Raw genomic sequence first — 22,212 nt, 5'->3', positions numbered from 1 at the left:
AATATAAAGATGTTTGTGTTTGAATTAATATTAGTTAACTCTTAATTTTTGATTTTGGAGGGTTTGGTAATTGATCAAATCCCATGTTAAATAATGTAAAACCAAATATATCAGCGTATTGTTCTATGGTTTTAGCAACAGGCGTTCCAGCACCGTGACCAGCATTAGTTTCAATACGAATTAATACAGGGTTATCTCCTTGTTGTTTTTCTTGTAATTCTGCAGCAAATTTGAAACTATGAGCAGGTACAACACGGTCGTCGTGGTCTCCTGTAGTTACCATAGTAGCAGGATATGCTTCTTTTTTAACATTGTGTACTGGAGAGTATCCTTTTAAGTATTTAAACATTTCTTCACTTTGTTCTGCAGTTCCGTAGTCATATGCCCAACCAGCACCTGCAGTAAATGTATGATAACGTAACATGTCTAATACACCTACAGCTGGTAAAGCAACTTTCATTAAGTCAGGGCGTTGTGTCATTGTAGCACCTACTAATAAACCTCCATTAGATCCTCCACGAATTGCTAAGAAATCAGAAGCAGTATATTTTTCTTTAATTAAGTATTCAGCGGCAGCAATAAAATCGTCAAAAACATTTTGTTTTTGTAATTGAGTTCCAGCTTTGTGCCATTTTTTACCATATTCACCACCACCACGTAAGTTAGGTACTGCATATACACCTCCTTGCTCCATCCATACTGCATTAGCAATGCTAAAAGAAGGAGTTAAAGAAACATTAAATCCACCATAACCATACAATATAGTTGGGTTTTTACCATTTAATTCTAATCCTTTTTTGTAGGTAATAATCATAGGAACTTTAGTTCCGTCTTTTGAAGTGTAGAAAACTTGTTTACTTTCATAATCATCAGAATTGAAAGAAATAGCTGGTTTCCAATATAATTTATAAGTACCGTTTTGTGGATTAAACTTATAAGAGGAGCTTGGAGTATTGTAATTTGTAAAAGAGAAATATAATTCTTTAGCATCAGTTTTTCCTCCAAAACCACCAGAAGACCCTACACCAGGTAATTTAACTTCACGAATTAATTTTCCATCAAAATCATACTGTAATACTTTAGAAACAGCATCAACCATATATTCAGCAAAGAAATATCCAGCACCGGTAGAAGGAGATAAAACATTTTCAGTTTCAGTAATAAAATCTTTCCAGTTTTCTGGAGTAGGATTTTTAGCATCTACTGTTACTACCTTTTTATTAGGTGCATTTAAGTTGGTAACTAAATATAATTTATCATCACGATTATCTATTACATAAGTATCATTCTTATAATTATCTACAACGGTAACTAGTTTACTGTTTTCTCGACTTAAGTCTTTTAAAAATAATTTATTTCCAGAAGTAGATGTTGAAGCAGAGATGATTAAATATTTATCATCTTCAGTTAAATAACCACCAACGTATCTGTTTTTTTCTTCTGGAGTAGCTCCAAAAATAACAGCGTCTTCATTTTGTTTAGTCCCTAACTTATGATAATATAGTTTATGTTGATCTGTTTTTGCTGAAAGTTCACTTCCTTTAGGTTTATCGTAACTAGAGTAGTAAAAACCTTCATTACCTTTCCAAGCTATACCAGAGAACTTTACATCAATTAAGGTATCACCAATAATTTCTTTGTTTTTGGCATCCATCACAATAATTTTTCTCCAATCGCTACCTCCTTCAGAAATTGAATAAGCAACAATATCTCCGCTCTTAGAAAAGCTAACAGAACCTAAAGAGGTAGTTCCGTCGTTAGAAAAAGTATTAGGATCTAAAAAAACTTCTTCTTTACCACTATCATCCTTTCTATATAATACGTATTGGTTTTGTAAACCATCATTTTTATAAAAATAAGTATAGTTTCCTTCTTTAAAAGGAGTACCTACTTTTTCGTAGTTCCATAATTCAGATAAACGATCTTTTATTTGTTTACGGTATGGTATTTTGCTTAAGTAATCGAAAGTAACTTCGTTTTCAGCTTTTACCCAGTTTTCAGTTTCTGGACTACGGTCATCTTCTAGCCAACGGTAATTATCGGTAACTTTAGTTCCGAAATAATCATCTACAACAGGTTTTTTGGTTGTTTCAGGATAATTCACAGTAATGTTTTTCTTGGTTTGTTTTTGTTCTTTGCAAGATACTAGTATTACACTGGCACAAAGGACAGGGAAAAGAATTTTTTTCATGATGAAATAATTAGTTAATTCTTTCAAAGTTAGAAGAAAATGATTGGGAACCTTGTTTTTTTAAGATGAATTTAACATTAAATAAGTTTTGTGTAATCTTTAGAAATAAAAACGACTATTTTTATGCTTAAAAAATATTACTAAACAAGAATTAGTAAAAAACTACAATAATGACAGAAAACTTAACAAAAGAAACATTTTTAAAGAAAGTGTTCAACTACGAAGAAAATAAAGAGTGGAAATTTGAAGGAGATAAACCAGCATTGATAGATTTTTATGCAGACTGGTGTGGTCCATGTAAAGCATTAGCTCCAGTTTTAGAAGTATTAAGTGAAGAATATGAAGGGAAAATAGATATTTATAAAATAAATACTGAAGAGCAACAAGAATTATCAGCAGCATTCGGAATTCGTAGTATTCCATCAATGTTATTTTGCCCTATGGGAGAAGAGCCTCAAATGGCTCATGGAGCACTCCCTCAAAAACAGATAGAACAAATAATAAAAGACGTTTTAAAAGTTGAAAAATAAAAATTAAAAGTGATGCAAAAAGCATCACTTTTTTTGTACAAAAAACCAAAATAAGAAACTCAGTGATTATCACTACGGAAGCTGTTTTTTGGTTTTTAAGTTGTTGTTTTTAAGTGTTTTGTAAAAATTAAAAAATGACGTTTTTTTTAAGAGAAAAGCTAATTTGTTAAAAACTTCAAGGGATTTGTGAATAAGTATCGCTTTCAATTTTTAGCAATTTTTTGAATCTTTGTTTTATCCCTCAAGAAGACAAAATAACACATAAAATTTAGCTCAAAAAGAATGGCTGTAACTGAACCAATTTTACAAGAAAATAAAGATAGATTTGTAATTTTTCCAATTCAACATAATGATTTATGGGAATGGTATAAAAAACAGCAGGCCTGTTTCTGGACAGCCGAAGAAATCGATTTACATTCCGATTTAAATGATTGGAATAAAAAATTGACAGACGATGAGCGTTACTTTATTAAACATATTTTAGCCTTTTTTGCTGCTTCTGATGGTATCGTAAATGAAAACTTAGCAGAAAACTTCGTAAATGAAGTTCAATATTCTGAAGCAAAGTTTTTTTATGGTTTTCAGATAATGATGGAAAATATTCATTCAGAAACATACTCTTTATTAATAGATACTTATGTTAAAGATGAAGAGGAAAAAGATAGGTTATTTAAAGCTATAGAGGTTTTTCCAGCAATCAAGAAAAAAGCTGAATGGGCATTAAAGTGGATAGAATCTGATTCGTTTGCAGAAAGATTAATTGCATTTGCAGCGGTTGAAGGTGTTTTCTTCTCAGGTTCATTTTGTTCTATTTTCTGGTTAAAGAAAAGAGGATTGTTACCAGGGTTAACGTTTTCTAATGAGTTAATTTCTAGAGATGAAGGAATGCACTGTGATTTCGCAGTTCATTTACATAACCACCATATAGTTAATAAAGTACCAAAAGAGCGTATTCGAGAAATAATTATTGATGCTCTTTCTATTGAAAGAGAGTTTATTACAGAATCTTTACCTGTAAGTTTAATTGGTATGAATGCTAAGTTAATGACTCAGTATTTAGAGTATGTAACTGATAGGTTATTATTAGAATTTGGTTGTGAAAAAGAATATAATGTGTCGAATCCATTCGATTTTATGGAAATGATTTCGTTAGAAGGAAAGACAAACTTCTTTGAGAAAAGAGTATCAGAGTACCAAAAAGCTGGTGTGTCATCAGGAGGTACAGGAGATATCAGTTTCGATGCTGATTTCTAGTAAAATATAAATACTGCTAACCCCTACATGCGGTAATTTTTTGCAAAAGCACATTTTGTGCTTTTGCACCATAAGGTTTCCCCTAAGAAACAAAATTATTTTAACAAACATGAGTTACTATTATATAGTGCTATAGTAACTTTATTAACAAATTTAAAAACCAGTAAGAATATGTATGTAGTAAAAAGAGACGGCAGAAAAGAGCCTGTGATGTTCGATAAAATCACAGCAAGGGTTAGAAAAATGTGTTATGGATTAAACAAAATTGTTGATCCAGTAAAAGTAGCAATGCGAGTTATTGAAGGTTTGTATGATGGGGTAACTACTTCTGAATTAGATAATTTAGCTGCAGAAATTGCTGCTACTATGACTACAGCTCACCCAGATTATGCAAAATTAGCTGCAAGAATAGCCGTATCTAACTTACATAAAAACACAAAGAAATCTTTTTCTGATACGATGACTGATTTGTATGAATACATCAATCCTCGTACAGGAAATAAAGCTCCATTATTAGCGGATGATGTATATGAAATCATCATGAAAAATGCTGATAAATTAGACTCAACTATTATTTATAGTCGTGATTTTAATTATGATTATTTTGGTTTTAAAACCTTAGAAAGATCATATTTGTTAAAGTTAAATGGTAACATTGTTGAGCGTCCACAACAAATGTTAATGCGTGTTTCTATTGGAATTCATAAAGAAGATATTGATGAGGCTATTGCTACATACGAATTAATGAGTAAAAAATATTTTACTCATGCAACGCCAACCTTATTCAATGCTGGAACACCAAAACCACAAATGTCATCATGCTTTTTATTACAAATGCAAGATGATAGTATCGACGGTATTTATGATACATTAAAACAAACAGCAAAAATTTCACAATCTGCTGGAGGTATTGGTTTGTCTATACATAATATTCGTGCTACAGGAAGCTATATAGCAGGAACCAATGGTACATCAAATGGTATCGTTCCAATGTTACGAGTATTTAACGATACTGCTAGATATGTAGATCAAGGAGGAGGAAAACGTAAAGGTTCTTTTGCTATGTATTTAGAGCCTTGGCATGCAGATATTTATGATTTCTTAGATTTAAAAAAGAATCATGGTAAAGAAGAAATGCGTGCACGTGACTTATTCTATGCAATGTGGATTTCTGATTTATTCATGAAAAGAGTACAAGAAGATGGAGATTGGACATTAATGTGTCCGCACGAGTGTCCACACTTATATGATACATATGGAGAAGAGTTTGAGCGTTTATATACAAGCTACGAGGAAGCTGGAAAAGGAAGGAAAACCATTAAAGCTCGTGATTTATGGGAAAAGATATTAGAGTCTCAAATAGAAACAGGTACTCCGTACATGTTATATAAAGATGCTGCTAACCGTAAATCAAACCAGAAGAATTTAGGAACAATTCGTTCTTCAAATTTATGTACAGAGATTATGGAGTATACAGCTGAAGATGAGGTAGCTGTATGTAACTTAGCATCGATAGCTATACCAATGTTTGTTGCTGAGGATGAAAATGGTAATAAATTCTTTGATCACGACAGATTATTTGAAGTAACTAAAAAAGTAATTAGAAACTTAGATACAGTAATTGATCGTAACTATTACCCAGTAGTAGAGGCAGAAAATTCAAACATGCGTCACCGTCCAGTAGGATTAGGGATTCAAGGATTAGCAGATGCTTTTATCATGTTACGTATGCCGTTTACATCGGATGAAGCAAAAAAATTAAACCAAGAAATTTTTGAAACATTATACTTTGCTTCGGTAACTTCATCTATGGAGGTAGCAAAAGCAAAAGGAGCATATTCTACTTATGAAGGGTCACCAATGTCTCAAGGAGAATTCCAATACAATATGTGGGGAGTTAATGATGATGAATTAAGTGGTCGTTGGGACTGGAAAGCATTACGTAAAGAAGTTAAGAAACATGGAGTGCGTAACTCTTTATTAGTTGCACCGATGCCAACAGCTTCTACATCACAGATTTTAGGAAATAATGAAGCTTTTGAACCATATACTTCTAATATTTATACACGTAGAGTATTATCAGGAGAGTTTATCGTAGTAAATAAACATTTACTAGAAGATTTAGTAGAGTTAGGTTTATGGGATAATAATATGAAGGAAGATATTATGCGTGCTAATGGATCTATCCAACATATTGAAGTGATTCCACAAGAGTTAAAAGACTTATATAAGACAGTTTGGGAGATGAGTATGAAAGATATTATTGATATGGCTCGTCAAAGAGGATATTTTATTGATCAATCTCAATCGTTAAACTTATTTATGAAAGATCCTGATTTTGGTAAGTTAACATCAATGCATTTCTATGCTTGGAAATCTGGTTTAAAAACTGGAATGTATTATTTACGTACAAAATCGGCAGTTAATGCGAAGCAATTTACGTTAAATATAGAAAAGAAAGAAGAAGATAAGCCAATGAGCCCAGAAGAATTTAAGGCAATGGTAGATGCTTCTAAAAATGCAGAAGGACCAGACGATTGTTTAATGTGTGGTTCTTAAACACTAGGATTAAATTAAAAGTGATAAAGAGAAGTCGAAAGGCTTCTCTTTTTTAGTATTTTCGAAAAAATTTTATTCAAAATGATGAACTGGGAACAATTACTTTCTTTAAAACGTTATGGAGACACTCAAAAACGAGAACGAATAAAACAAGACGAAACACGTCTAGGATTTGAAGTAGATTTTGATAGAATTATATTTTCATCAGCATTTCGAAGTCTTCAAGATAAAACACAGGTAATTCCACTTTCAAAAACCGATTTTGTACATACTAGATTAACCCACAGTTTAGAAGTATCTGTAGTTGGTAGGACACTTGGTCGTAGAGTGGGTAAGATATTATTAGAAAGACACCCAAATCTAAAAGAATTAGGATATACTTTTAATGATTTTGGAGCAATTGTAGCAGCAGCTTCTGTAATGCATGATATAGGAAATCCGCCTTTTGGTCATTCAGGAGAAAAAGCAATAGGAGAATACTTTAAAACAGGAAAAGGATTTCAATACAAAGAAAAACTTACAGAAAAAGAGTATCAAGATATCATAGATTTTGAAGGTAATGCAAATGGATTTAAAATTCTAACAGAGAATAATCAGGGAACCGAAGGAGGTTTACGACTATCCTATGCTACTTTAGGAGCTTTTATGAAGTATCCTAAAGAAAGTCTGCCTAAAAAACCAACCAAACATATAGTTGACAAAAAGTATGGTTTTTTTCAATCGGAAAAAGAGGCTTTTTTAGATATAGCTAACGATTTAGGTTTGAAGAGAAAAGAAAGTGATGGAATGTCGTATTATCGACATCCATTGGCGTACTTAGTAGAAGCTGCAGACGATATTTGCTATACAATTATTGATTTTGAAGATGGAATAAACCTAGGGTTAATAGATGAAGATTATGCTTTGGAGTATATGGTTAAGTTGGTAAAAGATACCATCGATATTAAAAAATATCATTCACTTCAACATAAAAAAGATAGAATTAGTTATTTGAGAGCTTTGGCAATTGGTGTATTAATCAATGAAGCAATTGATATTTTCTTAGAAAATGAAGAAGAGATATTAAATGGAACGTTTGATAAATCCTTGTTGGATAAATGTAAGTTTGAAGCACAAATTAATGATATCATAAAAATTAGTGTAGAAAAAATTTATCGTAGCAAAGAAGTAATAGAGAAAGAAGTAGCAGGTTATAAAATTATTGCTGATTTGTTAGATGTTTTTGTTACGGCTCTTAACAATAAATTTGAAGGAAAAGAGTCAAATTATGATAAGTTAGTGTTGAACTTACTTCCTAAAGAATACCAAAAAGAAAAAGAAAAGTTATATGATAGAATTATGCAAATAGCTAGCTATGTATCTGGTTTATCGGATGGTTTCGCAATAAGATTGTATCAAAAAATAAAAGGAAATGTTGTTTAAACGACTGTTAAAGTTTATTTTTTATGTTAAAATATTCAATATATTAGCTTTTTTTTAAAAAAAAGGTAGGGAAAAACTAACCACGCCTGTTATATGTGTTACTAATAACTTTATTATGAATAAAAGAATACTTTTTTTTAGCTTACTAATTGTAGCTTTAAGTGGTGTTGTTTTTAAATCTTTGGAAAGAAATGATTCCAAGGTTGAAAAATTAAGAAAACAACATGCAGAACTTTTAAAAAATCATCCGTATCAAAAAACGGCTGAACTACCAAAAAAACAAAGAAAAGCTCAAGGATTACCGCCGAATGCTTACTTTGAGCAAAAATATCTGAGTGAGATAAATCCAAACACAGGAAGAACACACAAAGAAAATGTTTATCAACTTCAAGAGAAGTTAAATAAAATGAGAGCAGGACAAAAATCTCCAGGTGAGCCAGATAATGCTTGGGTTGAGAGAGGTCCTGATAATGTAGGAGGAAGAACAAGAGCTTTATTGTTTGATCCAAATGATGCAACCAATGAAACAGTATTTGCTGGAGGTGTAAGTGGAGGTTTATGGAAAAATACTAAAATTTCAGATCCTTTAAATAAATGGGTAAAGGTTGGGATTTCAGAAAACTTAGCAATTACATGTATTGCAGTAGACCCTAATGATTCAAAAACATTTTATGTAGGTACAGGAGAGTCTTACGTTAATGGTGACGTAAATGGTAATGGAGTATGGAAATCTACCGATGGAGGAAATTCTTGGGCTAGAGTATTTGGAGGTGCTACAGGAAGTTCATTTTTAGATTCAAATTCAAAACTAAAAATAACAGCACCAGCAGCCATTGCTGGTGAACATCCAGCAATTCGAACTACTTTTTTTGGAGGAGCTATTACTGCTCCAATAGTTAATGATTTAGTATTAGTTAATGATGGAGTAGGAACAACTGAAGATGGTTGTGAAGCTTTAACTAACTCTTCGGCTTTAAATGGAAAAATAGCTGTTATAAGAAGAGGTTCTTGTAATTTTACTCTTAAAGTAAAAGCTGCTCAAGATGCAGGTGCAGTTGCTGCTATTGTTGTTAACAATGTAACAACTAATCCTTTTAATATGTCAGGAACAGATGGTTCAATTACAATTCCTGCTTTAATGATAGGAAAAGAAGTAGGTGACTCTATTATTGAAAAATTAGCAACAGAAACAGTTTCTGTAGAGTTAATAAAAGTAAAAGATGGAGCAACTAATGGAACTGTGGTACCAGGTGTACAACATGTAAATGATATTATAGTTAGAAATAATGGTGGTACTTCTGAAGTGTATGTAGCAGCAGGAGAATCAGGATATACTGGAGGAGCTTCTTTAGGAGGAGATAGTTTCGGGTTATATAAATCGACAGATGGAACAAATTTTTCAAAAGTTAACATTCCTAAAACTACAAACGGAAATGAATATGAACCAAATAATTTAGAAATAGCTTCTGATAACTCAATTTATTTAAGTACTAATCAAAGTTTTACATTTAGAGACGGAGGAGGATCTGTTTTTAAATCAACTGATGGAACAACATTCACATTAAAATATATTGTACCAGCAGGAACTAGAACTGAAATTGCTACATCGCCTACAAATGCAGGAGTAGTATATGTATTAGGAGCTACAAGTAGTTCTGGAACTCCAGTTAAAATGTATAAGACAACTGATGATTTTAATAATATTACTGATATAACATTACCAGATGATGTAGATACAGGAATTCCAGCTAATGATTTTACCAGAGGTCAAGCATTCTATGATTTACTATTAAAGGTAGATCCTAATAATGAAAATACTGTTTATATTGGAGGAATTGATTTATTTAAATCAGTTGATGGTGCTAGTTCTTGGGAGCAAATATCAAAATGGTCAAATAATAACAATTTATCAGGATTAGCTAAATCTTTAGTTCATGCAGATCAACATGGATTAGCTTTCGCATCATCATCTAGAATGGTATTTGGTAATGACGGAGGAGTTTATTTTTCTAATGATTCAGGAGGTGTAATTGAAGCTAGAAACAAAAATTATAATACTTTACAATTCTATACAGTTGGAGTTGCTCCAAAAGGAGCTTTCGGAGGAAATGAATATTTCTTAGCAGGAGCACAAGATAATGGAACACAGTTGATCAGTAATGCTGTTGCAGGAATCAATAGTTCTAGTAGAGTGTTTGGAGGAGATGGTGCAGCAAGTTTCTTTGATACAGATGGAACAGATAAGTATCATATTGCTAATTATGTTTATAATCAAGCAATAGTTTTACGTAATTATGCTACAAATTCTGAGATCATGATAAATGAAGAAGATTTGAGTAAAGGAGATTTTATAAATCAAGAAGAATTAGATTCTAATTTAAATATATTATACTCAAATTATTCAGAAGGATCTAATTATGTTGTAAGAAGATATTCAAACATTTTAGCAACATCTGTTAAAGAAGATTTAACTAATGGATTAATGAATGCTGAACCTTCAGCATTAAAAGTATCTCCACATACAACAGCTACTACTAAATTATTTGTAGGGTTAAAGAATGGTAAAGTATTAAGAGTTGAAGGAGCAAATACAGGATCTGGTACTTGGGCAGATATTACAGGTAAAGGTTTTGTAGGTTCTGTTTCTGATATAGAATTTGGTGAAACTGAGAATGATATTTTTGTAACAATGCATAACTATGGCGTTGTAAGTGTATGGTATACTAATGATGGAGGAACAAATTGGTTAAACAAAGAAGGTAATTTACCAGATATTCCTGTAAAGGCTGTCTTACAAAACCCGTTAAACAGAAAAGAAGTGATATTGGGTACAGATTTAGGAGTATGGAAAACAGCAGATATTACAAAATCTTCACCAGTTTGGACTCAATCATATAACGGAATGAGTAGTGTACCGGTTTTAGATTTAGATTTAAGAGATGATAATGTGGTTTTTGCAGCGACTTATGGTAGAGGTGTTTTCTCTGGTGAATTTAAAAAAGAATCTAATCCAAATGGTGATGATGATGGAGATGGTGTTTTAAATGGTGTTGATAACTGTCCAACTACTGCTAATGCAGATCAAAAAGATTCTGATGGAAATGGAATAGGAGATGCTTGTCAAGATACAGATGGAGATGGTGTTTTAGATGTTGATGATAATTGTCCAACTACTGCTAATCCAGATCAAAAAGATACAGATGGTAATGGAGTTGGTGATGCTTGTCAAGATACAGATGGAGATGGTGTAATGGACGATAAAGACAACTGTATAAAAGTTAAAAATGCAGATCAAAAAGATACAAATGGTAATGGAATAGGAGATGTTTGTGATACAAGTTATTTAAACCCTGATAATATTTCTATAGAAAGTACTTCAGAAACTTGTGTAGACCAAAATGACGGTAAAATTACTGTAAATGTTAAGCAAACTTTTGTAGCTTATACTGTAACTTTAATTGGTGATGGAAAAAATGAATCAAAACCATTAACAACTACATCGTTAACTTTTGAAAACTTAAAACCAGCTAGTTATGAAGTTTGTGTTGAAATTAACGGTAAGAGTTACAAGCAATGTTTTGAAATTAATATTGATAAGGCAAGTCCTATTTCTTTAAAAGTTTCTAAAAATCAACAATCTAAAGATTATACGTTTAATGTAAACTCAGGAACAGCTCCTTATAATGTTTACTTCAATGGTAATTTAATAGAAACATTTAATGTATCATCATTTAACTTAAAAGTTGAAGGAAGTGGAATTTTAGAGGTTAAAACAGCTAAAGCTTGTGAAGGAGTATTTAAAACTTCAATAGATAATATATTCTTAAGAACAAACCCAGTTACAGACGCTATTAACTTAATAGTACCTTCAAATGGACCATCTAATTTAGATGTAATAGTTTATGACGTTGCAGGTAAAGTAGTGTTAGATAAAAAAGTTGAAAGACAAGGAAATGAAGTGTCAATTCCATTTGATAGCTTCAGATCTGGAATTTATATCTTAAAAATTGGTACAGATAAAACTAATACTTTTAAAATCTTAAAATAATGATAAAAGCAATAAAAAATATAGCTTTATTTTCAATTCCATTATTCGTTGCTTGTGGAGGAGGAAGTAGCTCAAGCGGTGGCGGAGAAGTTGTTAATGAAGCGCCTAGTAAAGTAGATTTAGAATATCCTACAGAAAATTTATTATGTATTGATAATACAATTACATTTAATTGGACTGATGCAACTGACCCAAATAATGATGCTGTAACATATAAGGTTGAAATATCTAAAAATAGAGATATGACTAACATTGTTAAAACAGAAACAGCAAATACTTCTGAACTTTCTATTACATTAGAAAAGGGAGTAGCACTTTATTGGCGTGTTACAGCTACAGATAGTAAAGGTAAATCAGGAGATGCTTCGTCTGTATTTGCTTTTTATACTAAAGGAACTGGAGTTGTAAACGCAGCACCATTTACAGCTGAATTAACAAGTCCAGCTATGGATAGTTCTGTTTCTGGTACTACGGTTAGTTTAGAATGGAAAGGGGCAGATTCTAACACAGGAGATACATTAAAATACGATGTGTATTTTGGAGAAGATGCTGATCCAAAAACAAAAGAAGGATCTCTTTTAACAACAAACACATTAAATGTTACTGTTGCAAGTGGAAAAACATATTACTGGAAAGTAAATACAATTGATGATTCAGGAGCAAAATCAATTGGACAAATATGGAGTTTTAAAGTAAATTAAAACCGTATTTTAAGTATATAAATAAAAAGAGGTGATTTTTAAATCACCTCTTTTTTATTTTTTTTCAGCTAACTTCTCTAATTCATCATACCAATTCTGACCAAATCTTCTAACTAAAGCCTGTTTTACAAATTTATAAACAGGTACTTGTAGTTCTTTACCTAAAGAACAAGCGTCATCACAAATTTCCCATTTATGATAGTTAACTGCTGAGAACTCGCTATAATCTTTGACACGAACAGGGTATAAGTGGCAAGAAATAGGTTTTTTCCAATTTACGATACCTTGGTTGTATGCTTCTTCAATAGCGCAAAGAGCAGTCCCTTTATCGTCAAAAATTACATAAGCACAATCAGCATCATCAATAAGAGGAGTTTCTAATTCTCCAAAGTCACTTGTAATCCATGTTCCTTGTTTTTCAATAGCATCAATACCTTCTTTACGAAGAAAAGGTTTTACTTTAGGATATATGTCTTCTAAAATTTTAGTTTCTTCTTCTAGTAATGGCGCTCCTGCATCACCATCAATACAACAAGCACCTTTGCATGCCGATAAATTACAAACAAAGTCTTTTTCTATAAGATCTTCTGAAACGATGGTTTTTCCTAATTGAAACATAAAAGATATTTAAAGTTGGAAGTTTATGTTAACTTCACGTAAATTTAAATGCAAAAATACTAGATTGTAACATTACTTATCTAATTTTGCACCTGAAAAACATTATAATATGAATTTTAACTTAAAAGAAATTTTTACTGCTTTCATGGTATTGTTTGCGGTAATTGATATTATTGGAAACATTCCTATTATTATTGATCTACGTAAAAAAGTAGGTCATATTCAATCAGAAAAAGCCTCAGTAATAGCGGGTTTTATTATGATTTTATTCTTATTCGTAGGAGAACGATTGTTAAGTTTAATTGGTATAGATGTTCATTCTTTTGCCGTAGCTGGAGCTTTTATTTTATTCTTTATAGCTTTAGAAATGATTTTAGGAATTACGTTGTACAAAGAAGACGAAGATGAAACCTTAACAGCAACAGTTTTCCCTCTTGCTTTTCCATTAATAGCTGGTCCAGGTAGTTTAACTACACTTTTATCTTTACGAGCTGAATTTCATATTGGAAATATTATTATAGCAGTTTTATTAAATGTATTAGTTATTTACATCGTTTTAAAAACATCTTCTAAAATTGAAAAAATGATCGGTAATAATGGAATAAAAATAATTAGAAAGGTTTTTGGTGTAATTCTATTAGCAATTGCTGTAAAATTATTTGCAACGAATATAAAAGTTTTATTAGCATAGTATGAGTTTTGACACTTTAATTATTGGAGGAGGAGTCGCAGGAATGCAATGTGCGTTAGTATTGGGATCAGCTCAAAATAAAGAATACAGCAAAGGTAAAAAAGTAGGAATTATCTTACATCAACGATCTTCTCATTTACAAAATGCTTTGTTCAATAATGTTTTAGGATTAGCTCCTGGAACCTTAGGGAAGGATATATTAATTGATGGAAAAGAGCAATTAAAAACTCAATACCCAGCTATTTCACAGTTAGAAAATGAAAAAGTAATCGCTGTTTTAGACGACAAAGAAGATATATACAAGGTAATTACCAACAAGAATGAGTATTTTAGTAAAAATGTAGTTATAGCATTAAATTATTCAAAACCCTTTGAAATAGCAGGTTTAGAGCAATATGTTGAACCACATATGCGTGCTAATGCTATGAAAGACAGAATACAATTACGTAATTTTAACCATCTAATAAAAAAAGGTTTGTATGTTTGCGGAACTTTAGCAGGATGGCGTAGTCAATTTGCCATTGCTGCAGGTAGTGGAGCAAGTGTAGCTACTGATATATTAACAGAATGGAATGATAATATACCAACTAAAGTACACGATAAAATAGTAACAAAGTAAATTTAAATAGTATATAGAACGATGAAAAGAATATTAATGTTAGGGGTTATAGCCCTTTTATATATTAATTGTGGAGGAAACGACAGTGAGGTGGTACCACCAGTGCCAGAAGATAAAGTTACTGCGATAAATGATTCTTACCAAGGCGAAGAAAATAAAGCAAAGGTTATCTCTGATTTCTTATCTAACGATACTTATAAACAAGGTAATGTAAAGATAACTGTAGAACCTAATTCGTTAAAAAATGGAGCAATAACGCAAAGTGGAAATAGTTTTACGTATACACCAGCTAAAGATTTTGTAGGAAATGATTCTTTTAAATATACAATATGTAGTACTATTACAACATCGAGTTGTTCTACAGCTACAATTACTGTTACTGTAAAAGCTTCTACTGGTAATTCTAATAATTCAGGAAATTTCAATATTCCTTCATCATTAGCTAGTTATTACAATGATGTAAACTTTACTTTAACAGGATCTGCATTAAAAGATGCTTTAGCAACAAAAATTACAAGTACACATGCTACTAATTTATCATACACACCAGGTGTTTGGGATGTATTAAAGCAATCAGATTTAGATCCTACAAACAATACTAAAGTTCTTTTAGTTTATGGGTACAATGATTCTGATGGAAATACTGTAACAGATAGAAGTAGAGGTAAGGATAGTAACGGAGGTACAGCAGGTTCTGATTGGAATAGAGAACATGTATACCCAAGATCATTAGGAACACCTAACTTAGGAAGCACAGGACCAGGTTCTGATGCGCATCATTTAAGACCATCAGATGTTACAATGAATTCTAACAGAGGAAATAAATTATTCGCTGCAGGATCAGGTAATGCTAAGGATGTGTCTGGAAATTGGTATCCTGGTGAAGAATGGCAAGGTGATGTAGCACGTATGATAATGTATATGTATTTACGTTATGGTAACCAATGTTTACCTAAAAACGTAATTGTAGGTTCTGCTAATTCATCAGATAGTAATATGATTGATTTATTATTACAATGGAATATAGATGATCCAGTATCAGATTTTGAAAAAACTCGTAATAATGTAGTTGCAAATGCACAAGGAAATAGAAATCCATTAATTGATAACCCATATTTAGCTACTGTAATCTGGGGTGGTGGAGACGCTGAAAACACATGGAAATAATAATATAAAAGCTATTTTAAAATAGCTTTTATATTATTCTTATAAGTCCTTCCTACAGGCAAAGAAATATTATTAATAGATAAACTTGTTCCGGCGAGTTTATCTATTTTTTTTGTGTTTACTAGATATGATTTATGAATTTGTACAAAATGATTCTTTTCTAAAGAATCTCTCCATTTTTTAAGAGAATCAATAATAGTTAACTTTTTTGAAGTTGTATGAAAAGTAACATAGTTTCTATCAGATTCTAAATACAAGATATCTGAAATATGTACTTTATGTATTGTTTTATCGATATTTAAAAAAAGTACATTTTCTTGTTTAATCTCTTCACGACTTAAATGTTTTTCAACTTTAGTTATTGCCTTTAAAAAACGATCAAAAGAAAAGGGTTTTACTAAATAATCAACAATAGTATCCAATTCAAAACTGGTAACAGCATAATCAGGATATGCAGTGGTAATAACAATTTTTGGTGGGTTTTTAATTGTTTTGATAAAATCTAATCCAGAAATATCAGGTAAGTTAATGTCTAAAAAAACGGTATCAACGGTATTATTTTTAAAAAATTTATTGGCTGCTATAGCCGTTTGAAAAGTATCTGTAAGATGAACGCCAGGTACTTTTTTAATGTAATTTTTTAAAATATTTTGAGCAGGAAGCTCGTCTTCAATAATAATACAGTTCATAGTTTATTAACTTAAATTGAGGTTTAATGTTACCTTAAAAACATTAGAGGAATCAATATCTAATTTATAGTTGTCTTTGTATAATAAATCTAATCGTTTTTTTAAATTTCCTAAACCAATAGTATTATTGTTTTTAATAGTTTTTTTATCAAAGCTATTTGTAGTGATACAAACAAGTGTATTGTTTTTAGCAATAATATCAATATTAATAACACTATTTACAGAGCTATGTTTAAAAGCATTTTCAATAATAGTTATTAAAAGTAAAGGAGCTATTGTATAAGTATCATTATCAGAGAAAGTACTGTATTTAATTTGCTTTAATCCTTCAGTTCTAATTTTATGAAAGGTAATATAATTGTCTAGAAATTGTATTTCCTTTTGTAGACTTACCTTTTCAGCATTACTCTCATATAATACATGTTTTAAATTATCTGATAGCTTTAAAATTAAATCAGGAGTATTATCAGGTTTTTCTAGCGAATACGAGTAAATGGTATTTAAATTATTAAACAGTACATGTGGATTTATTTGAGATTTTAAAAATTTTAATTCCATAGTAGTTCTTTCCTGTTTTATTTTTTCTACTTCTTCAGATTGATCAATGTATTTGAAAAGAATCCATATAAATGAAAAAAACAGCAACGGAGTTAAAGTTTGCCATAAGTAATCACTCAAACATTTCATAATAGTACAACCGCAGCGAGTAAAAACATTACAATACAATTGTGTTGCTAAAAATGAAATAAGAATAAAAAGTAAAGAATACCACACATACCACTTCTTTTTGACAAAGTAGGGTAATAAAATTTGATTATTTGTATATACAATAACAACAAGAATAAAAAAGTACTGTAAAAAAGGGTTTTCAGCCCAGTAATATTTTGTAAAGACAAATAGTGAGACAAAAGTAAATAAGACCCAGAAAAGTACATGAATTAAAGCCTCTGTGCTATTTTTTCTATTTAATGTAATCATAGGATATGTAAGTAAGTAAAAATTCACCATTCAGCAAAAGAATAAGTACGAAAGGTTATTTCGTCGGTACATACTGCATATTATTTTGAATTTATGTTGTTAATACTGTTTTTTAAGCAGTATATACTTCAAGTTTTTTTATAGAGTAAGAATGAAATAAATTCGAGTATAATTCAAAAAAAATGAAAAAAATATTACTTGGTAGCTTCTTCTTAATTAGCTGTATAATTAGTGCTCAACAGATTAATAAAACAACTTTAGACAGTAAAGGTAGAGTTATGTTGTTAGGAAAAACTAACAAAAAAGCTTTTGAAACAAAAGACTTTTCATGGTTTCAAAAAAACTATGAAGACTATATCACAAACAAAGATGTAATAAACGAATTTAAAGAGCAATTAAAAGACTATACGATCAAGGTTTTTTATGGTAGTTGGTGTGGAGATAGTAAACGAGGAATTCCAAAATTTTATAAAGTATTAGACGAAGCTGGATATGATCTAAAGAATTTAGAAGCTATTGCGGTTGATAGAAAACCTGAAGCATACAAAGCATCACCTAATGGAGAAGAAAAAGGATTGAATATTCACAGAGTACCTACCTTTATTTTTTACAAAAATAATAGAGAGGTTGGAAGAATTGTTGAATCTCCAAAGCAAGATTATGAAAGAGATATGCTTGCTATTACTCAAGGAAAAAGATATGCACCACAATATATCGTAGCAGAAAATTTACATAGTTTAATGAATTTTAAGTCTTTAGAAGATCTAAAGAAAGAGGAAGAAAAATTGATAGTTTCTTTTGCTGAGTTTACTAAGGGGAGTAGGGAGTTAAATACTTTTGGATACAAGTTATTGCGATCTAAGCAAATAGAAAAAGCCTTATTTGTATTTCAATTAAACACAAAGATGTATCCATATAAATACAACGTTTTTGATAGCTTAGGAGAAGCTTATTACACAAATAAAAATTATGAAAAGTCACTGCAAAGTTATCAGAAGGTTTTAAAACTAAAACCTAACGATGAAAATGCTATTGAAATGATTGAAAAAATAAAAAAAGAAATGATTTAATAATTTAAAAACAGAAAATATGAAAACAATTTTACCTTTTTTAGTGCTTTGTTTTATTGGAATAACAATGAATGCACAAGAGTTTAAGTTTGTAACTGAATCTATAGATTACGGAAAAATAAGTCAAGGATCAGAAGGAACAAGAACATTTGAATTTACCAATATAGGAGATGCGCCTTTAATTATAACTGGAGTTCAATCTACTTGTGGTTGTGCTGTACCAAAAAAACCAGAAAAACCAATTATGCCTGGCGAAAAAGGACAAATACAAGTTTCTTATGATACTTCAAGAATGGGAGGGTTTTCAAAGGCTGTTACTATTATATCAAATGCAAAACAATCGAGAAAAATGATAAAGATTAAAGGGTTTGTTAGTAAAGAGAAACTTAATAAAGAAAAAGTTTAATTTACTGTTTGTAGAAAACCGAGTTGATTTCAACTCGGTTTTTAATTTTTATAAATGATTTATATTTTGAATACCTCGTTTTATTTTTCAGAAAAAACGATTATTAGACCAATAATTGTAAGTATAAATAAACATAAGAAAAATATTTTCCAGAAAGAATAAGGTCTATTTCCTGAAATCTTACCAGTTTGACCATTTACATAAAAATGATACTTCTTACTATTAAATAAATAAGAAGAGATATAAACAGGTAATAATATATGCTTAAAAGTTTCTTCAGAAAGCGTCATGTCTAAACTACTTACACGCTGTGTATCGCCACCAATATCTCTACAAGCCCAATTAGTTGCTATTCTCTCAGCTTCTTGTTTAGATTTTAAATGACCATCTTCTAAAGGTAATGTATACTTCTCAGTAACAAAACCTGCTAAATATTTAGAATTAAAGGTTTCTAAGGCGGTTAAATCCCAATTAGCTATATTGTTTGGTAAAGAATTGTTTCTTTTCTTAGAAGCGTTAATAAGGGTGTCGTCTATAAAACCGCTAACAGATCCATAAGCTGGTGTCCATCTAGTTTTTCTAACTTGCCTTGTTTTTGTTACACTTTTTCCATTTTCAACAGTATTATAACTTTCAGTTACATAGTAATAATCTCCTCGTTGACCAGTATAATTTGCAAATAATTCAGCATCAAAAGTCCAATAAGGAACATATAAACCTTTTGTTTTTTGTGGATCTAAAGCTGCTTTTTGAAGTTTATTAGGCGCAAACCATAAACTTTTTACCCATTTTCTAAAAATCTCATGAGATTGTTTGTGTGTCAATTGAAAAGGAAGCACAGCGCCAGGTAAAATCCAATCTTCGTCATAAGCATCTTCTACAACAAGAGGTTGGCTACAATATACACAGTGTAAAGATTTATAGTTTTCCTCTATATGTTGATTTGCACCACAAGATTTACAATGCAGCATACTTATTTTTTCAGTATGAGATTGTGCCCCCATTTTTTCTAAATAAGGGTATAGCTCTAGTTCTTCAAATACAGAATCTGTTTTTTCTATTGTTTCTTCATAACCACAATATTCACATTTAATTTCAGAAGAACCAGGTTTATATAGCAGTTCAGCACCACAATTAATACATGGTTTTTTTTGTTCAGAATGTTGTATTGTTTCTTGATTCATTGATATTAGAATCATATAAAACTAACCCATTATTAAAGAATAATAGGTTAAGTTCTAATTATAGATTGATATTTTAATTATTTGGTAAAGGTGGAGGTACAGAACCTAATAAGTTTTGTAATTCAGGCACGCTTTGTAAGCTAGTCCAATTGGCCATTCCTTGTTTCCAAACTAAGGTTTCAGCGTTTATACTTCTAGCCGCAAATAAATTCTTAAGTGCTTCAAAATTAACAGGTCCAGCTTGCTGGCCATTAGCTGCATAATAGTATTGAACTTGATTTGGTAATGGTGGTGGAGTAGCTCCAGTTGAAGCAGGTTGATTTACTGTTTTTGACTGCGTTTGTTGGTTAAATAAGTTTCCCATTTGTTGGGCCATGGCAAAGCCCATACCCATACCCATACCAGCACCAGCAGCACCAGATTCGTTAGAAGCAGCAGCTTCCATTGCTTTAGCAGCTTTGAATTTTGCTAACTTATCTAAATCTACTTTATTAAGTCTGCTGTATTCAAAAATTTCTTTTTTCAGTTCTTCTGGCATTGAAACATTTTCAATGAAGAACTTTTCTAAGGAAATACCTACTGAATTAAATTCAGGATTCATTACCTCTAAGCAAGTTTCCGACAACTCGTTTGTATTAGCAGCATACAATTCAATCGGTAAATTAGCTTCACCAATAGTATCAGTAAAACGAGTAGAGATTAAACTTTTAAGGTGCTCATTTATTTCATAATTGGTAAAATGGCTATCAGTACCAACAATATCTGTTATAAACTTACCGGCATCGTTAATTTTAAAAGCATAAGTACCAAAAGCTCTTATTTCTACAAAACCAAAACGATCATCGTTTAAAGTAATAGGGTTTTTAGTTCCCCATTTTTCGTCAGTAAACATGCGTGAACTAACAAAATATACTTCAGCTTTAAAAGGGCTGTTAAAACCATATTTCCATCCTTTTAGAGTAGCAAGTATAGGTAAGTTTTGAGTGTTTAAAGTGTAGGTTCCTGGTTTAAAAACATCGGCTAATTGCCCTTCGTTTATAAATACAGCGATTTGTCCTTCTCTTACTACTAATTGAGCACCATTTTTAATTTCATTTTGGTAGCGTTCAAAACGATGAACAATAGTATCATTTGTATTGTCAAGCCATTCAATTATATCAATAAACTCGTGGCTTAATTTCTTTTTAATTTCATCGAAAATTCCCATTTGATTCTTTTTAATAGATTACCTCTACAATATAAGTATTCTTAGCTTATTTTTTGTTACAAGTTTCACCAACAAAAAAACTCAAGCAAATAGCTTGAGTTTTTTAATTTTATATAAGGTGTTTTTTATCCTTTTAAAGAAGCTTTTATAAACTCAGAGTTCATACGAGCTATATTTTCTAAAGAAATTCCTTTAGGACACTCAATTTCACAAGCACCTGTATTAGTACAGTTACCAAAACCTTCTAAGTCCATTTGAGCTACCATGTTTTTAACACGTTCTGTAGCTTCAACTTGTCCTTGAGGTAATAAAGCATATTGCGAAACTTTAGCACCTACGAATAACATTGCAGATGAGTTTTTACAAGTAGCAACACAAGCACCACAACCAATACAAGTAGCAGCATCCATAGCTTTATCTGCAGCTTCCTTAGAAATAGGAATAGCATTAGCATCTTGTGTATTACCAGAAGTGTTTACTGAAATATATCCACCAGCTTGTTGAATACGTTCAAAAGAACTTCTATCAACCACTAAATCTTTAATTACAGGGAATGCAGCTGCTCTCCATGGTTCAATAGTAATCGTATCACCATCTTTAAACATACGCATGTGTAACTGACAAGTAGTTACACCACGGTCTGGACCATGAGCTTCACCATTAATATACATAGAACACATACCGCAAATTCCTTCACGACAGTCATGGTCAAATGCAACAGGCTCTTCACCTTTATTAATTAATTGTTCGTTTAATACATCCATCATTTCTAAGAAAGACATATGCTCAGAAATATCGGTCACTTTATAATCGACCATTTTTCCTTTATCACTTGCGCCTTTTTGACGCCAAATTTTAAGTGTTAAATTCATAATACT

18 protein-coding genes are annotated in these 22,212 nt (G+C 31.0%); 11 read left to right on the top strand and 7 right to left on the bottom strand.

What is annotated here, in order from left to right; genetic code table 11:
* Positions 1 to 34: 34 nt before the first annotated feature.
* Positions 35 to 2,191, bottom strand: a complete 2,157-nt coding sequence (locus F7018_RS00450) for a prolyl oligopeptidase family serine peptidase (RefSeq protein WP_150898008.1) — start codon at positions 2,189 to 2,191, stop codon at positions 35 to 37.
* Between the two features lie 170 nt (positions 2,192 to 2,361).
* Here F7018_RS00450 and trxA point away from each other — a divergent pair, with 170 nt between their 5' ends.
* The 6 genes from trxA (at position 2,362) to F7018_RS00420 (ending at position 12,705) form a co-directional block, all read left to right on the top strand.
* Entirely contained in the window at positions 2,362 to 2,721 is a 360-nt protein-coding gene (gene trxA, locus F7018_RS00445) for a thioredoxin (protein WP_150898007.1), read from the top strand.
* A gap of 282 nt (positions 2,722 to 3,003) precedes the next feature.
* Positions 3,004 to 3,975, top strand: coding sequence for a ribonucleotide-diphosphate reductase subunit beta (locus F7018_RS00440; RefSeq protein WP_150898006.1), 972 nt, complete (start codon positions 3,004 to 3,006; stop codon positions 3,973 to 3,975).
* 171 nt (positions 3,976 to 4,146) lie between these two features.
* Complete coding sequence (locus tag F7018_RS00435) at positions 4,147 to 6,534, top strand: ribonucleoside-diphosphate reductase subunit alpha (protein WP_150898005.1); 2,388 nt, start codon at positions 4,147 to 4,149, stop codon at positions 6,532 to 6,534.
* 84 nt (positions 6,535 to 6,618) lie between these two features.
* Positions 6,619 to 7,956: a deoxyguanosinetriphosphate triphosphohydrolase gene (locus F7018_RS00430; RefSeq protein ID WP_150898456.1), complete on the top strand. Its 1,338-nt coding sequence runs from the start codon at positions 6,619 to 6,621 to the stop codon at positions 7,954 to 7,956.
* Between the two features lie 115 nt (positions 7,957 to 8,071).
* Positions 8,072 to 12,004: a thrombospondin type 3 repeat-containing protein gene (locus F7018_RS00425; protein WP_150898004.1), complete on the top strand. Its 3,933-nt coding sequence runs from the start codon at positions 8,072 to 8,074 to the stop codon at positions 12,002 to 12,004.
* Complete coding sequence (locus F7018_RS00420) at positions 12,004 to 12,705, top strand: SusE domain-containing protein (RefSeq protein WP_150898003.1); 702 nt, start codon at positions 12,004 to 12,006, stop codon at positions 12,703 to 12,705. The genes F7018_RS00425 and F7018_RS00420 overlap by 1 nt, the downstream gene beginning before the upstream one ends.
* Positions 12,706 to 12,759: 54 nt before the next feature.
* On the opposite strand, the gene F7018_RS00415 is transcribed toward F7018_RS00420, so the two are convergent.
* A complete protein-coding gene (locus tag F7018_RS00415; RefSeq protein ID WP_150898002.1) occupies positions 12,760 to 13,323 on the bottom strand; it encodes a DUF3109 family protein in 564 nt (187 codons plus the stop codon).
* Positions 13,324 to 13,432: 109 nt separating this feature from the next.
* On the opposite strand from F7018_RS00415, the gene F7018_RS00410 reads away from it, so the two are divergent.
* The 3 genes from F7018_RS00410 to F7018_RS00400 are packed head-to-tail and all read left to right on the top strand — an operon-like array spanning position 13,433 to position 15,800.
* Positions 13,433 to 14,014, top strand: coding sequence for a MarC family protein (locus F7018_RS00410; protein WP_150898001.1), 582 nt, complete (start codon positions 13,433 to 13,435; stop codon positions 14,012 to 14,014).
* A gap of 1 nt (position 14,015) precedes the next feature.
* Positions 14,016 to 14,633, top strand: coding sequence for an FAD-dependent oxidoreductase (locus tag F7018_RS00405; protein ID WP_150898000.1), 618 nt, complete (start codon positions 14,016 to 14,018; stop codon positions 14,631 to 14,633).
* Positions 14,634 to 14,654: 21 nt separating this feature from the next.
* Positions 14,655 to 15,800: an endonuclease gene (locus F7018_RS00400; protein WP_175578596.1), complete on the top strand. Its 1,146-nt coding sequence runs from the start codon at positions 14,655 to 14,657 to the stop codon at positions 15,798 to 15,800.
* Between the two features lie 11 nt (positions 15,801 to 15,811).
* On the opposite strand, the gene F7018_RS00395 is transcribed toward F7018_RS00400, so the two are convergent.
* Positions 15,812 to 16,489 (bottom strand): LytR/AlgR family response regulator transcription factor, encoded by a 678-nt coding sequence (locus F7018_RS00395; protein WP_150897999.1) that lies wholly within the window; start codon positions 16,487 to 16,489, stop codon positions 15,812 to 15,814.
* 6 nt (positions 16,490 to 16,495) lie between these two features.
* Positions 16,496 to 17,167, bottom strand: coding sequence for a sensor histidine kinase (locus tag F7018_RS00390; protein ID WP_246175014.1), 672 nt, complete (start codon positions 17,165 to 17,167; stop codon positions 16,496 to 16,498).
* 482 nt (positions 17,168 to 17,649) lie between these two features.
* Here F7018_RS00390 and F7018_RS00385 point away from each other — a divergent pair, with 482 nt between their 5' ends.
* Complete coding sequence (locus F7018_RS00385) at positions 17,650 to 18,537, top strand: tetratricopeptide repeat protein (RefSeq protein ID WP_150897997.1); 888 nt, start codon at positions 17,650 to 17,652, stop codon at positions 18,535 to 18,537.
* A gap of 19 nt (positions 18,538 to 18,556) precedes the next feature.
* Positions 18,557 to 18,943: a DUF1573 domain-containing protein gene (locus F7018_RS00380; RefSeq protein ID WP_150897996.1), complete on the top strand. Its 387-nt coding sequence runs from the start codon at positions 18,557 to 18,559 to the stop codon at positions 18,941 to 18,943.
* Between the two features lie 80 nt (positions 18,944 to 19,023).
* Here the strand turns inward: F7018_RS00380 and F7018_RS00375 are convergent, their stop codons facing one another.
* The 3 genes from F7018_RS00375 to F7018_RS00365 form a co-directional block, all read right to left on the bottom strand.
* Positions 19,024 to 20,127, bottom strand: coding sequence for a DNA helicase PriA (locus F7018_RS00375; RefSeq protein WP_150897995.1), 1,104 nt, complete (start codon positions 20,125 to 20,127; stop codon positions 19,024 to 19,026).
* A 73-nt stretch (positions 20,128 to 20,200) separates the two neighbouring features.
* Entirely contained in the window at positions 20,201 to 21,334 is a 1,134-nt protein-coding gene (locus F7018_RS00370) for an SPFH domain-containing protein (RefSeq protein ID WP_150897994.1), read from the bottom strand.
* Between the two features lie 125 nt (positions 21,335 to 21,459).
* The gene (locus F7018_RS00365) at positions 21,460 to 22,206 is read right to left on the bottom strand and encodes a succinate dehydrogenase/fumarate reductase iron-sulfur subunit (RefSeq protein WP_150897993.1); all 747 of its coding nucleotides are present in this window, start codon (positions 22,204 to 22,206) and stop codon (positions 21,460 to 21,462) included.
* Between the last annotated feature and the right edge of the window lie 6 nt (positions 22,207 to 22,212).

This window comes from Tenacibaculum aiptasiae (assembly GCF_008806755.1).
Taxonomy (GTDB): domain Bacteria; phylum Bacteroidota; class Bacteroidia; order Flavobacteriales; family Flavobacteriaceae; genus Polaribacter; species Polaribacter aiptasiae.
Note: the sequence above shows the minus strand (reverse complement) of the source record. Positions and strands in the feature narration are given on the sequence as shown.